The 13,095-nt window shown below is 72.4% G+C and carries 12 protein-coding genes; 4 read left to right on the top strand and 8 right to left on the bottom strand.

Annotated elements, in window-relative coordinates; genetic code table 11:
* Positions 1 to 100: 100 nt before the first annotated feature.
* Complete coding sequence (locus CIK81_RS16190) at positions 101 to 1,756, top strand: OmpA family protein (RefSeq protein WP_114328046.1); 1,656 nt, start codon at positions 101 to 103, stop codon at positions 1,754 to 1,756.
* Between the two features lie 60 nt (positions 1,757 to 1,816).
* The gene (locus tag CIK81_RS16185) at positions 1,817 to 2,605 is read left to right on the top strand and encodes an alpha/beta hydrolase family protein (RefSeq protein ID WP_114328048.1); all 789 of its coding nucleotides are present in this window, start codon (positions 1,817 to 1,819) and stop codon (positions 2,603 to 2,605) included.
* 16 nt (positions 2,606 to 2,621) lie between these two features.
* Here CIK81_RS16185 and CIK81_RS16180 read toward each other — a convergent pair whose 3' ends face one another.
* The gene (locus CIK81_RS16180; protein WP_114355894.1) at positions 2,622 to 3,134 is read right to left on the bottom strand and encodes a hypothetical protein; all 513 of its coding nucleotides are present in this window, start codon (positions 3,132 to 3,134) and stop codon (positions 2,622 to 2,624) included.
* A 145-nt stretch (positions 3,135 to 3,279) separates the two neighbouring features.
* On the opposite strand from CIK81_RS16180, the gene CIK81_RS16175 reads away from it, so the two are divergent.
* Positions 3,280 to 3,564: a YciI family protein gene (locus tag CIK81_RS16175; protein ID WP_096163637.1), complete on the top strand. Its 285-nt coding sequence runs from the start codon at positions 3,280 to 3,282 to the stop codon at positions 3,562 to 3,564.
* A 46-nt stretch (positions 3,565 to 3,610) separates the two neighbouring features.
* Here CIK81_RS16175 and CIK81_RS16170 read toward each other — a convergent pair whose 3' ends face one another.
* The 7 genes from CIK81_RS16170 to CIK81_RS16140 form a co-directional block, all read right to left on the bottom strand.
* Positions 3,611 to 4,126: a hypothetical protein gene (locus CIK81_RS16170; RefSeq protein ID WP_241964228.1), complete on the bottom strand. Its 516-nt coding sequence runs from the start codon at positions 4,124 to 4,126 to the stop codon at positions 3,611 to 3,613.
* An 84-nt stretch (positions 4,127 to 4,210) separates the two neighbouring features.
* Positions 4,211 to 5,125, bottom strand: a complete 915-nt coding sequence (locus CIK81_RS16165) for a LysR family transcriptional regulator (protein WP_096163750.1) — start codon at positions 5,123 to 5,125, stop codon at positions 4,211 to 4,213.
* A gap of 132 nt (positions 5,126 to 5,257) precedes the next feature.
* Positions 5,258 to 6,634: an LLM class flavin-dependent oxidoreductase gene (locus tag CIK81_RS16160; protein WP_114328050.1), complete on the bottom strand. Its 1,377-nt coding sequence runs from the start codon at positions 6,632 to 6,634 to the stop codon at positions 5,258 to 5,260.
* Positions 6,631 to 7,707 carry an LLM class flavin-dependent oxidoreductase gene (locus CIK81_RS16155; RefSeq protein ID WP_241964227.1) on the bottom strand — a complete coding sequence of 359 codons (1,077 nt, stop codon included), beginning with the start codon at positions 7,705 to 7,707 and terminating at the stop codon, positions 6,631 to 6,633. The genes CIK81_RS16160 and CIK81_RS16155 overlap by 4 nt, the downstream gene beginning before the upstream one ends.
* Positions 7,704 to 8,702, bottom strand: coding sequence for a transporter substrate-binding domain-containing protein (locus CIK81_RS16150; protein WP_114306867.1), 999 nt, complete (start codon positions 8,700 to 8,702; stop codon positions 7,704 to 7,706). Before CIK81_RS16150 ends, CIK81_RS16155 begins: the two co-directional genes overlap by 4 nt.
* A complete protein-coding gene (locus CIK81_RS16145; RefSeq protein ID WP_114355893.1) occupies positions 8,699 to 9,850 on the bottom strand; it encodes an amino acid ABC transporter ATP-binding protein in 1,152 nt (383 codons plus the stop codon). The genes CIK81_RS16150 and CIK81_RS16145 overlap by 4 nt, the downstream gene beginning before the upstream one ends.
* Positions 9,847 to 11,019 (bottom strand): amino acid ABC transporter permease, encoded by a 1,173-nt coding sequence (locus CIK81_RS16140; RefSeq protein WP_114355892.1) that lies wholly within the window; start codon positions 11,017 to 11,019, stop codon positions 9,847 to 9,849. Before CIK81_RS16140 ends, CIK81_RS16145 begins: the two co-directional genes overlap by 4 nt.
* Before the next feature lie 144 nt (positions 11,020 to 11,163).
* Here CIK81_RS16140 and CIK81_RS16135 point away from each other — a divergent pair.
* Positions 11,164 to 13,095, top strand: a 1,932-nt coding sequence (locus tag CIK81_RS16135) for an FAD/NAD(P)-binding protein (protein WP_114355891.1), incomplete at its 3' end; no start/stop codon positions are given.

Below are 13,095 nucleotides of genomic sequence, written 5' to 3'. Positions count from 1 at the left end.
TCGTGCTCCGGACGTCGCCGCCTGCCGCCTGCTCCTGCATGCGAGACTCGGAGGGCAGAGCCGTCCGGGGGTGGGCGGCCCAAGCTCAGGAGGAAGAACCATGACGAGATGGACCAGACGGCATGCCTTCGTGCTCGGCGGAGCGGCGGCGCTGCTGCCCGTGCTCGCCGCGTGCACCGATGCGGCGGACGGGGAGCCCGCGGAGGACGGCGCCGGAGCGGGAGGTGCCTCCGACCAGGGCGGGGACGAGTCGCCGGCCGCGCCCGCCGTCGACCCGGAGGAGGTCGTCGAGACCCGGTCGCTGGTCACCGGCCACGGGCAGGTCGAGCTGGCCCTCCACCCGGTGGTCCGCGCCGGCGAGCACTGCGTGCTGACCGTCGACGTGGCCGCCACCTCCGTGCCCGAGGGGGAGACGGGCGTGGCGACGCGACGCTTCGCGGGCGACGTGAGCCTCTACCGCTCCTCCGCGACCGCTGAGGACTGGGGCGCGATCCGCCTGGTCGACGCCGGCGGCGCGGCGATCCGCCTGGCCGCGACCACGGATGACGGGAAGCTCGCGGCCCGCTCCTCGGCCGATCCCGAGGAGATCACCGAGGACGGGCTGCGCCTGCAGTTCGTCTACGCGGCCCCGGAGGCCGGCGTCGACACGATCGGGCTGCTGCTCCCGGGCTGGTATCTCGAGGCGATCCCGGTGGTCGAGGGGGAGGTGCCGGAGCTGGGCGGCGACCCCGAGCGGGACGTGCCGCTCGAGGAGCTGATCTCGGAGATCGACGAGGCGCCGGTCATCGCCCTCGAGGGCTATGCGAAGCGGCTCGAGGGCGGGGTGCAGACCATCGAGTCGACCGAGAAGCTCGAGATCCGGCTGGACGGGGACGTGCTCTTCGACTCCAGCTCCTACGAGATCGACGACCGCGCGGAGAAGGTGCTCGACGCCGCCGCGGAGAGCATCGGCGCCTACGAGGGCGGCGTCGTCGACGTCGTCGGCCACACCGATGACGTCGGCGGCGACGCCGAGAACCAGACCCTCTCCGAGCAGCGGGCCCAGGCTGTGGTCGAGGCGCTGGGCGCCCGCCTCGACACCTCCGTGTACGAGCTGCGACCGGACGGGCGCGGCGAGTCCGAGCCGCTGGTGCCCAACGACTCCGACGCGAACAAGCAGCTCAACCGCCGGGTCACCCTCACGCTCACCGCGAAGAAGACCTCCCAGATCGAGGTCGAGACCGACGGGCGGACCCCGGACTTCGACCCCGGCCCGCTCAGGCAGGGCGTGGAGGCCGACGGCCCCGAGGGCTTCGAGCGGTCGACGGACTCGCAGCACGAGTACCGCTTCTCCTCCCCGTCCGCGCGCCGGGTCGACGGCCTGCTCGAGGTGACCGTGCTCGCCGAGCGCATCGGCGGGGAGGGGAGCGGCGGCTACAACTCCGACGTGAACCTCGACTCCGGCGGGGTGTGGAGCTATCGGGGCAGCTCGACGGGCCACTCGGCCAAGCTCGCCGGCTTCGCGCCGCGTCTGCTGGTCGGGGCGACGGCCACCTATCCGCTGGACTACCTGCTGGGCGAGTCGATGATGCCGGACAACTACGAGTGGCGGAACGCCTCGGACCCGTCCGGTCAGGACGGCGCCGCCGTCGGCGACACCCTGCGCTTCGTCGCGCTGTACCGGGACCTGCCCGGCGCGGAGACGCTCGACATCGAGCAGCCCTACGAGCTGGGCACCGTCCCCTTCCGCTTCACCGACATCCCGATCAAGGGCTGAGCGAGCACCGGGAGAGGTGGGATGCTGGGGCCGACGCCTGCCCGCTCATCGAGGAGAGACATGATCCGCCTGCGCACCGACTTCTTCGCCGAGTCCCTCGGGATGGGCACCTCGATGGTGGTGCTGATGCCCCAGGCCGCCTCCGGGATCGGCATGGAGGGGGCCGATGCGACGAACGGGCCGGGAACCACGGCCGACGGGGTCCCGGTGCTCTACCTGCTCCACGGCCTCAGCGACGACTGCACGATCTGGGAGCGCCGCACGTCGATCGAGCGCTATGCGACAGAGAAGGGCATCGCCGTGGTGATGCCGGAGGTGCGGCGGTCCTTCTACTGCGATGAGGCGGTGGGGGAGAAGTACTGGACCTACGTCTCCGAGGAGCTCCCCGAGCTCGTCGCGCGCACCTTTCATGTCTCCACCGCGCGCGAGGACACCTTCGTGGCAGGGCTGTCGATGGGCGGCTTCGGGGCGTTCAAGCTTGCGCTGAACCACCCCGACCGCTTCGCGGCGGCTGCGAGCCTGTCCGGTGCGCTCGATCTGCCCCGCCTGGACCTCGGCGACAGCTCGGGTCACCTGTTCGAGCGGGTCTGGAACGGTCGCCCCCGCACCGGGACGGCGGACGACCTCGTGGGCCTGCTGGGCGCCGTCGACCCCTCGAGCGTGCCTGCGCTCTTCCTGGATTGCGGCACGGAGGACTTCCTGGCCGCGGACAACCGACGCTTCATCGACGCCGCGGAGCAGCACAGCGTCGACCTCACCTCGCGGCTGCGCCTCGGCGACCACGCCTGGGAGTTCTGGGATCAGAGCATCCAGGACGTCCTGGACTGGCTGCCGATCCGAGGCCGATGAGGGGAACCCTTCCGCCTCAGCGGCCCGCCTTCGCGTAGAGCGCCTGGAGCTTCTCCGGCGAGAACGGCTTCGCGAGCGCGATGATGCCCATGACGATCGCCGTGATCGGCCCGGCGACCACGACCCACAGCCCCAGCGGGACCAGGATGAAGGCGGGCCAGATCGTGTCGTCGCCGATGATGCCCGCCTCGCCGAGCGGAATGAGGACGCCGAACCCGAACCCGAAGAACAGGACCGTCACGAGCAGCGAGACCGCGCCGAAGAGCGCGGCACGGGTGCCGACGGACCGGGCCACCGGGTTCCGCCTCCGCTGGACCAGGCCGGTGATGAGCATCGCGATCGAGGTCGCGAGGATCGCGAGACCGGGGAACGAGAGGAAGCCGAGCAGGCCCAGGGCCCACGCGATCCGTCCGTCGTCGCCGACGGAGGTCGGGAGGTGCTCCGGCCGCAGCTCTGCGGAGGTCTGCGGGAGCAGGGGCCGCTGGGGAACGGGCTGGGGCACCGATTGTGGGGCGTTCTGCTGCGACATGCTGATCAGAGTAGCCAGCCGGCGGGTCCTGTGCCGCCGTGGAACGGTCCGTCGGACGGACTCGGCCGTGGGGCACGATGGTCCTGTACCCGCGCGGCCGGCGCTCGTCGTCCGCTCGTCCGCTGCCCCGACCCCAGGAGCGATCATGGCCCTCTTCGCCGTCCAGTACACCTACACCGACGATGCCGAGCGGGTGCAGTCGGTGCGCCCCGAGCACCGTGAGCACCTGCGGGAGCTGCACGCCGAGGGCACTCTGCTGCTCGCCGGTCCGCTCAGCGGCGCCCCGGGCGCTCTGCTGATCGTACGGGCCGACTCCGAGGAGGCGGCCCTGGCCGCGCTCGACGGCGACCCGTTCCAGCGAGAGCGCATCATCGTCGACCGCAGCGCCCGGGAGTGGAGCGTCTCGATCGGTGACCTGCCCGGCGCCTGAGCCGAGTGCGGCGCCGGAGTCGGCGAAGCGCATCGCGGCGGCGTGATCAGTCCTCTGGCTGCTCGGTGCCCGCCGCGCGCTGAGCACCTGCGGCCTGCATGTCCAGCAGCTGCACGACGCTCGCGGCCGGCGTGACCTCGTCCCCGACGATGACCAGGGGGATCGCCTCGTCCCCGCCGTGACCCGCGAGGAACTGCTGCGCCGCGGGATCCTGGTAGACGTTCACCCAGATCACGTCCTCCCGCGGGCTGCGGATCGCCGTCTGCAGGCGCGCCGAGAGGGGGTTCCCCGGCGCCCACAGCACGATGGCCATGTCGTCGGCGCGGCGTTCGAGGGCGCTCGCGAGCGGGGTGTGCGGTCCGGCGCGGAGCGGGCTCGTCCAGTACGCCATGAACAGGCTGAACAGCACGACGGCGATCGCTGCGATGTACTGGTCGGCGAGCACCAGCAGGCCGGTCAGGAGCAGCCCGCCCACGAGCAGCAGTGCAGGCCGCAGCCAGGCCTTCAGCGGGGCGCGGCGGCGCGTCACGGCGGCAGGGCCGGGGGCATCGGGGCTGGTCATGATTCCAGGGTAGGCGTGCTCACTGGGTGGGTGCTCAGAGGAGCGCGCCCCCGAGGGCTGCGTGCGCCGAGTGCGCGGACCGGCTCAGATCATCGCCGCGGTGGACAGCCGAGCGTTCGTCTCGGCCGCGATCGCATCACGCAGGGCGCTGACCGCAGGGATCGCGAGCGCGCCACGACGGTTGATCAGCCCGATCATGCGGTTGTCGAGGTCGGGCAGGGTGCGCACCACGACGTCCGCGTTCGGGGCGGCCTCGAGCGAGGTCTCGGGCATGAGCGCCACACCGCCGCCATGCATGATCAGGCGCTGCACCACGATCGTGTCGTCGGTCGAGTGGCGGATCTTCGGGACGAAGCCGGCACGGCGCGCACTGCTGAGCAGGTTCGCCCGGCAGCGTTCGCAGCCCGCGACCCAGGAGTCCTCCGCGAGGTCTCCGAGGGTGAGGTCCGGGTCCTCGGCGCGGGGATGATCACGCGGCAGCAGCGCCAGGACGCGGTCCTCCATGAGCGGGGTCCACTCCAGAGTGCCCTCGTCGTCGATGTCGCTGCAGGGGTAGCGGAACACGAGCGCCAGATCGAGGTCGCCCTCGCGCACCGCAGGGATCGCGTCCGGTGGCTCGAGCTCGGAGAAGGTGACTTCGAGATCAGGGGCGGAGTTCGAGAGGGTCGCCAGCACCGGCGGCAGCAGCACCGCGGCGGCCGACGGGAAGGTCCCGAACTTCACGGTGCCGCGGCGCAGCGCGGTGATGTCGGCGAGCTCCTCCTCGGCGGCGTGCAGCTGCGCGGCGATCGCCTCGGCGTGCGCGGCCAGCCGGCCTCCGGCCTCGGTGGGCGTGATCCCGGACGACGAGCGCAGCAGCAGCTGCGTGCCGACCTCCTTCTCCAGGGCCGCGAGGTGCTGGGAGACAGCGGGCTGGGTCCAGCCCAGCTCGCGCGCGCCGGCACCGATCGAGCCGTTGCGCACGACGGTGCGGAAGATGAGGAGACGACGAGGATCCATGCCGACCATGGTAGTCGCGCCTGGCAAGCTGTGCTTATGGGGCGGAGCGCGACGAGTCACACGGACGCGGAGGACGGCTCACCCGCGTAGGTGCCGACGGACCAGCACGGCCCCTCATGGGGCGGCCGCGGCTCAGAGAGGCGGCAGCCCCAGGTTCTCCCGCAGCGTCGACCCGGCGTACTCGGACGGGTAGACGCCTCGCTCCTGCAGGCGCGGGATGAGGTGGTCCACGATGTCGTCCAGGCCCGAGGGGATCAGCCACGGAGTGATGTTCAAACCGTCGATCGCACCCAGTCGTGCGAACTCCACGAGACGATCGGCGACCGCGTCATAGCTGCCGGTGAAGGTGCCGCGCCGGGACCCGGCCTTGCCCCGGGCGAACTCGAGGATCGACTGTCCCTTCTCGGCGGCCTCCTCCCGCCAGGCACGGGTGAGCTCCTCGGCCTTGGCGAACTGGAAGCCTGCGCCGCGGGTCACACCGGATTCGGACACCTCCGGCGGCACGTCCGGCAGGGGACCGTCGGGGTCGAAGTCGGAGAGGTCCCGGCCCCAGTACTGCTCGAGCAGGGCGATCGCCTGCTCGGGCCCGATCTGCAGGTCGCGCACCCAGCGCACCTTCTCGTCGGCCTCCTTCTCGGTGGCGGCGAGCACCACCTCGGCGCCCGGCAGGATCTTCACGTCGGCCGCGTCGCGGCCCGCAGCGACCGTGCGCTCCACGATGCTGCGCCGGAACTCGACGGCCGCCTCGAGCGTGCCGTGCGGGGAGAAGACGACGTCGGCCGTACGGGCGGCGAAGTCCTGGCCGGCGGGGGAGGCCCCCGCCTGGAAGAGCACCGGCTCGCCCTGGGGTGAGCGCGGCAGGTCGCCCTGGGCGCGCACCGAGTAGTGGGCGCCGTCGTGGTCGATCTGCTCGCCGCGCCACAGCTGCTGGGCGATGCGCACGAAGGCCTCGGCGTGGACGTACCGGTCGGCATGGTCGAGATAGCCGCCGCGGCGGAAGTTCTCCCCGGTCCAGGCGTTGTCCGTGGTCACGACGTTCCAGCCGGCGCGGCCGCCGGAGAGGAGGTCGAGCGTCTGGAAGCGACGGGCCAGGTCGACGGGGTCGTTGTAGGTGGTGTTCTGGGTGGCGACCAGACCGATCGTGTCGGTCACGGCGGCGAGCGCCGCGAGCAGCGTCTGCGCATCGGGCCGGCCGGCCACGTCCAGCTCGAAGGGCACGCCGCGGTGCTCGCGCAGCCGCAGGCCCTCGCCGAGGAAGAACGCCGCGAACCTGCCGCGCTCGGCGGTGCGGGCGAGCGACTCGAAGGACTCCCAGGCCACCTGGTCGCCGCTCTCCGGCAGGCGCCAGATGGTCGAGGAGTTCACGCCCTGGAAGAAGACGCCGAACGAGAGCTGCCCGGTGGGTGTGTGGTCCGGGTGCAGCGGATGCTCGGCCGGCCCGGTCACGAGGGCCTGGGCCTCTGCGGACAGTGGAGCATCGGCGAAGGTGGGGAGCTGAACGGTGGTCATGCGTGGTCCTTGCTCGAGAGGCGGGCGCGATCCCCGCGGCGGGAGGGATCGAGGGTGAACGTGGGCAGGGGCAGTCCCAGCTGATCGCGGAGGCTCGCGCCGTTCTGCGGGACGGGAGCGATCAGGCCGCGCTCGCGCAGAGCGGCGCTGAGCTCGGCGACCGTGCCCAGCGGGTCGGCCTCCAGGTCGAGCCCGACCAGGCGCACCAGGCGCACCACGGGGCCGTCGGTCGCGGCCAGGGCCGTCTCGACCAGGTCGAGCACGGTCTCGGGCCGGGCACCGGTGGACAGGTCCAGGTCGAGCACGCGGCCGTCGGCCAGCTCGGTGGCCACACGCTCGCCGACGGCGCCCCGGTCCGTGTCGGCCACGAGCACCGGGATCAGTCCCTGCGGGGACCGCGGCGTGATCGCGGGGCCACGCACCGAGAACGTCTCGCCCTCGAAGTCCGCGTACTGCAGGCGGGAGGCGTCGACGTACACGCCGCGCTCGGTGTCCCGCACGACCGCGTCCTCGGCCCAGGAGTCCCACACCAGGCGGGAGGCCTCGAGCACGTCCGCCGCTTCGCGAGCGGTCGCCTCGAAGCCGAGGGTGGAACGGCCGACGGTCGCGGGCACCGCCGGGTCCGTCTCGGCGGTCAGCAGCCAGCCGGCGCGGCCGTGGCTGATGTGGTCCAGGCTCATCAGCTGGGTGGCCAGGTGGAAGGGCTCGACGTAGACGGCGTCGGTGCGCGGCAGCAGTGCGACGGAACGGGTGATCGGGGCGAGGTAGGAGGCGGCGTGGATCGGGTGCAGCCCGCCGTCGCTGAGGGTCAGCGCGCCGATACCGGAGTCCTCGAGGCCGCGGGCGAGCTCGGCGAGGGGTGCCAGCAGGGCCGGATCGGCGACGAGGTCGACGGCGAGGACGGGCAGCGTCCGGACAGGGCCGTCCTGGGCTCCTGCGGTGTCGGCCTGCGTCGAAGCGGACCCTGCGGACCCTGTGGGTCCGGTGCGCCCGGTGGTGCCAGTGCCAGTGGTGCCGGCGGTGCCGGCGGTGCTTGTCGGGCCTGTCGTGGCCGTGGTGGTCGTGGTGCTCACGGGTTCTCCTGGGTGTGGGCGCGGGATTCGGTGAGGGACTCTTCGCTGAGGTGCCAGCGATCGAGCACCTGTGCGTAGGTGCCGTCGGCCATGAGGGCGTTCAGCGCGGCCGCGTACGGCTCCGCGAGCCCGCTGCCGGCGGGGAACGTGCCCGCGACCAGCGTCTCGTCGGGCCAGCCGGCGTTGATCCTGCCCTGCAGCTCGACGTCGTCGCGGCGGGCGGCGACGAAGGACAGCGAGGCGAAGGGGGAGAGGTAGCCGTCGATGCGGCCGGAGCCGAGGGCGAGCAGGGTGTCGGCATCGGAGGAGTAGTGCTTGAGCTCCGCAGGCTCCTTGCCGGCGGCCTCGAGCTCCGCGTTCCAGTCGATGAGGATCTGTTCCTGGTTGGTGGCGGCGCCGACGGCGATGAGGCGGCCGCTGATCGAGTCGGCATCCTCGAGGAAGAAGTCGGCGCCCTTCGTGACCAGGAACGACATGTACGCCGCGCGATAGGAGGCGAAGTCGAACTTCTTCAGGCGCTCGGCGTTGATGCCGATGTTCGCGTGCACTGCGTCGAAGTCGCCGCCCTCGAGCTTCAGCGGCCAGTTCTCCCAGGTGGTCAGCTTCAGCTCGAACTCGAGGCCGAGCTTGTCCGCCACGATCCGTGCGATGTCGATCTCGGAGCCGATGTAGGTCGTGTTGTCGTCGGCGAGGAAGGACAGCGGAGCGGAGCTGGTGCCGTTGATCCCCACTCGCAGCACGCCGGAGTCGGCGATCTCGGGCGGCAGCAGCGCGGCGACCTCGTCGTCCGCGGTGGCGCGGATCAGCTCCTGGGCGCCGGAGGTGTCCAAGGTGTCGCCGTCGGCGCCGCCGCCGTCGGACGCTGCGGACTCCTCTGCGCCCGCAGCGCCGGTCGCCGCGGGGGAGGGATCGGCGCAGGCTGCGAGCAGTCCGAGCGGCAGCAGCAGGCCCGAGGTCGCGAGCGTGCGACGGGAGACGTGGGGGAGGGCGGTCATGAGTGGTCCTCGTGGTGATGGCGCGGAAGCGGATGGGTGCTGGTGGCCGGCGACGCGCCGATGACGGGCGGGTCCGTCGGCGACGGCGAGGCCGCGAGGGTGCTCGGGGCGCGCGTGGCCTCGGGCTCAGGAGCGGTGCCGGAGCGGGGGCCGGTCTCGGGCTCGGGAGGGGCCGCGGGCGCATTCTCGGGAGGAGCAGCGGCCGACGGGTCCTCCGTGCCGGTGCGCACCCGCTGCAGGAAGGCGCGGGTGCGCTCCTGGGCGGGATGATCGATGACCTCGGCGGGAGGCCCCTGCTCGATGACGACCCCGCGGTCCATGAACACGACCGTGTCGGCGACGTCGCGGGCGAAGCCGATCTCGTGGGTGACGATCACGAGCGTGGTGCCGGCGCGGGCGAGCGAGCGGATCACGGCGAGCACCTCCTCGACCAGCTCGGGATCCAGGGCGCTGGTGGGTTCGTCGAACAGCAGCACCTTCGGGTCCAGCGCGAGGGCCCGCGCGATCGCGACCCGCTGCTGCTGGCCGCCGGAGAGCTGACGCGGGTAGGCATCGACCTTCTCCGAGAGGCCCACCAGCTCGAGCAGTTCCCGGGCACGGGTCTCGGCCTGTGCACGGGTCGCCCCGAGGGCCCGACGGGGAGCCTCGGCGACGTTGCCCAGCGCGGTCATGTGCGCGAAGAGGTTGAAGCTCTGGAACACCATCCCGATCGAGGTGCGCTGGCGCAGCACCTCCCGCTCGGACAGCTCGTGCAGCAGGTCCCCCTCGCGGCGGTACCCGATCACCTCGCCGTCCACGCTGATCAGGCCGTGGTTCACGGGCTCGAGATGATTGATCGTGCGCAGCAGGGTGGACTTGCCCGAGCCCGACGGACCCAGCACGGCCGTCACCGAGCCGGGCGGGAGGGTGAGGTCGATGCCGCGCAGCACCTCGAGGTCCCCGAAGGACTTGTGCACTCCGCGGATCTCGACCTGGCCACCGCGCGAGCGGGCCGGGATGCGGCCGGAAGGCGCGGGGGCGGGGCGGCCCGCAGGCTCGGCGGACGACGTCGCGGAGACGGGAGCTCCTTCGGCGGTGGCGGCCGGTTCGGGGCCAGGGCCCTCGGTGGTGATGACCGCGGGTCGACGGAAACGGCTCAGAACGCTCATGCCAGCGCTCCCTTCGAGGTCGAGCGGCGGGCGAGGCGGGCGCGCAGGCTCTGCAGCGGGGTGGGCGGCAGGGAGCGCACGGCGCCCCGGGCGTAGTGGCGCTCGATGTAGTACTGGCCGATCGACAGCAGAGACGTGATCACGACGTACCAGACCGTCGCGACCAGCAGCATCGGCAGCACCTGCTGGGTGCGGCCGTAGATCAGCTGGATGGTGAAGAACAGCTCCGCATGGGCGAGCACGTAGACGATCGAGGTGCCCTTGACCAGGCCGATGATCTCGTTGAACGCGGTGGGCAGGATCGCCCTCATGGCCTGGGGCAGGATGATCCGCAGGGAGCGGTCGCGGGCCGGGATGCCGAGGGCGCTGGCCGCCTCGAGCTGGCCCTGGTCCACCGAGAGGATGCCGCCGCGGATCAGCTCGGCCGCATAGGCGGCCTGGTGCAGGCCGAGGCCCAGGATCGCCGCGAGCAGCGGGGTCATCAGATCGCTGGTGCGGGCGTCGAAGAAGGTGACGTCGGTCAGCGGGATGCCGAGGGTGATGCGCTCGTAGAGGTAGCCGAGATTGTACCAGAGCAGCAGCTGCACCAGCAGCGGCGTGGACCGGAAGATCCACGAGAACGTCCAGGCCACACCGGATATCAGGGCAGACGGGGACAGTCTCATCAGGGCGAGCGCCAAGCCCAGGCCGAAGCCGACCACGCCCGCCAGGACGGTGAGCTTGAGGGTCTCCAGCAGGCCGCGGATGACGGACTCGGCGACGAACCATTGGGCCACCACGCCCCACTCCCAGCGCGGGTTCGTGAGGAACGAGTACGCGACCGCGGCGATCACGAGGCCGACCACCACGGCGAGCACCGCACGGCCCGGATGCCGGGCGGGCACGACGCGCAGCCGCAGGAGGTCCTCGTGCGCCGTCTGCGTGGATGCGGCGGCGGGCGAGCCCGCGGAGCGATCGGCCGACGGATCGAGCGCCGGGTCGGCGGCCTGCTCCGCGTCTCGATCCCGGGATCGATCGTCGGTCGCGGGGGGCGTCTCGACGGTGGCGAGGGAGTCGTCCGCGGCGGGCCGGCACGACATCGATTCGGCTCCCATCGCCGGGACGCGAGCGACGGCGGTGGCCGTGGACGCGTGGCGAGCGGTCTCGGAGGAGACGGCGGAGGGAGTCATGGGGAGCCTTCCGTGACGGGGCGTGAACTCGGGGTGGACGGGGCTTGCGCCTCCCGACGGTATAAGCGAGCCTAATGATTGTGCAAGGCGTCCACTATGGGTCGTCACAGTGAGACACAGAACCACTCCGAAGGGATCTGCCGGATGACTTCCCGGATCAGCACCACCGGCACCCGCCTGGTGATCGTGGGCGGAGGCCCCCGCGCGATCGGCGTCCTCGAACGCCTCAGCGCGAACGCCGCCCTGCCCGAGAACGCTGCACGCACGGCGGAGGCGCCGCTGCACGTGGACATCGTGGATCCGCACATGCCCGGCGCCGGGCGCATCTGGCGCACCGGCGAGAGCCCGCTGCTGCTGATGAACTCGCGGGCGGCGGACGTCTCGATCTTCACCGACGACACCGTCCAGTGCGACGGGCCGATCGTGGCGGGCCCCTCACTCGCCCAGTGGGCCGAGGGGATCCGCGAGGGCTCCCTCACCGCCCCGACCGCCGGAACCGGCCGCCTCGCCGAGATCGCGGCGCTCCACGACGCCAGCTTCCCCAGTCGCCGCGTGCAGGCCCTCTACCTCGAATGGTTCTTCGGCCAGGTGCTCGCGCACCTGCCCGAGACGGTCACGGTCACCGTGCACCGCACCACCGCGACCGCTGTGCGCCGCCGCGAGGACGGATGGAGCGTGGAGCTCGAGGGGCGGGAGGGCCTGCACTCGGACCTCCTCGTGCTCGCCGCCGGGCACACCGACTCACGTCCGTCGGCCGCGCGCCATGAGCTCGCCGCCTTCGCCCGCCGTCACGGCGGCGCCTATCTGCCGCCCTCCCAGGCGGGCGACGCCCACCTCGACCAGCTCGCCCCTGGGCAGGACACGATCGTGCGTGGCATGGGTCTGGGGTTCATCGACCTCATGGCTCTGCTCACCGAGGGGCGCGGCGGCAGGTTCACCCCCGATCCGCGGCCCGACGAGCCCGGGCGCCTGAGCTACCGGCCCTCGGGGCGCGAGCCTCGCCTGTGGGTGGGATCCCGCCGCGGCGTGCCGTACCACTCGAAGATCCGCGACGAGGGCGAGCCCGCGGGCCTCGGCGAGCTCGTGCACGTCACCGCCGAGAACCTCCGGGCCCTGGAGGACTCCGCGGGGCAGCTGGACTTCCGGCGGGACGTGGTGCCACTGATCGCCGCCGAGATCGCCCACTGGGTGCCCGGGGCGCCCGCGGCCGACGGGGACGGCGCCACGGGCGACGGGGACGACATCGCGACCGACGAGGAGCGCGTCGTCCTCGGCGGGGACCAGAACCCCCTGGCCTGGCTCGATGACCCGCTCGGCTGGCTCCGCGGTGACGCGCATCCGCAGGTCACGCGAGATGCCGTGGTGCGGCACATCGAACTCGATCTGCGCGAGCGCACCCGCGGCGACACCACCGCCGCCCGGGCCCTGTTCCAGCTGCTGCTGCGCCTGCACGGCGTGCTCGTGGACCAGCTGCCTTCCTCCCGACTGGGCGAGAGCTCACGGGGCGACTACCCGCGCTGGTGGCACTCGCTGTTCAGCTTCGTCGACTCCGGGCCGCCGCCGCACCGCCTCGAGCAGCTGCTCGCCCTCGAGCGCGCCGGAGTGGTCGGCTTCCTCGGCCCGCGTCTCCGGGTGACGACCGACGAGTCCGCAGGCGTCTTCGTGGCGCGCGGGAGCGCCGGAGCAGTGGTCACCGCCCCTGCCCTGATCGACGCCTTCCTGCCCGAGCCCTCGCTCGCCGAGTCCACGAACCCTCTGCTGCGGGACCTCGTCGTCGGCGCCGCCGGCGAGCGGGAGGCGATCGGTCGGGAATCCTCCGCGGCCCCCGGCACGCTCGACGTCGACGAGCGCTACCGCGTGATCGGCCCGGACGGCCACGCGCACGAGAACCTGTGGGCCGTCGGCCCCTGGACCTCCGAGCTCCCGATCGGCGCCTTCGCCCGGCCGAGGACCAACGCCCCCTGCCATCGACGGAACGACGGCCTGGCCCGCGAGGTGCTCGCTGCGGCGCTGGCTCCCGTCGCCCCGACACCGCGCCCGGTCGTCGGAGCCCCGTTCCAGGCCGCGCCCCTGCCG

The sequence above is a fragment of the Brachybacterium sp. JB7 genome (genome assembly GCF_003335205.1).
GTDB classification, from domain to species: domain Bacteria; phylum Actinomycetota; class Actinomycetes; order Actinomycetales; family Dermabacteraceae; genus Brachybacterium; species Brachybacterium alimentarium.
This window is presented reverse-complemented; position numbering and strand designations above follow the sequence as displayed.

Bases quoted from the DNA above. Each gene is read 5' to 3' on its own strand.
- CIK81_RS16190 (WP_114328046.1), top strand. From the start codon at position 101: ATGACGAGATGGACCAGACGGCATGCCTTCGTGCTCGGCGGAGCGGCG.
- CIK81_RS16185 (WP_114328048.1), top strand. From the start codon at position 1,817: ATGATCCGCCTGCGCACCGACTTCTTCGCCGAGTCCCTCGGGATGGGC.
- CIK81_RS16180 (WP_114355894.1), bottom strand. From the start codon at position 3,134: ATGTCGCAGCAGAACGCCCCACAATCGGTGCCCCAGCCCGTTCCCCAG.
- CIK81_RS16175 (WP_096163637.1), top strand. From the start codon at position 3,280: ATGGCCCTCTTCGCCGTCCAGTACACCTACACCGACGATGCCGAGCGG.
- CIK81_RS16170 (WP_241964228.1), bottom strand. From the start codon at position 4,126: ATGACCAGCCCCGATGCCCCCGGCCCTGCCGCCGTGACGCGCCGCCGC.
- CIK81_RS16165 (WP_096163750.1), bottom strand. From the start codon at position 5,125: ATGGATCCTCGTCGTCTCCTCATCTTCCGCACCGTCGTGCGCAACGGC.
- CIK81_RS16160 (WP_114328050.1), bottom strand. From the start codon at position 6,634: ATGACCACCGTTCAGCTCCCCACCTTCGCCGATGCTCCACTGTCCGCA.
- CIK81_RS16150 (WP_114306867.1), bottom strand. From the start codon at position 8,702: ATGACCGCCCTCCCCCACGTCTCCCGTCGCACGCTCGCGACCTCGGGC.
- CIK81_RS16145 (WP_114355893.1), bottom strand. From the start codon at position 9,850: ATGAGCGTTCTGAGCCGTTTCCGTCGACCCGCGGTCATCACCACCGAG.
- CIK81_RS16140 (WP_114355892.1), bottom strand. From the start codon at position 11,019: ATGACTCCCTCCGCCGTCTCCTCCGAGACCGCTCGCCACGCGTCCACG.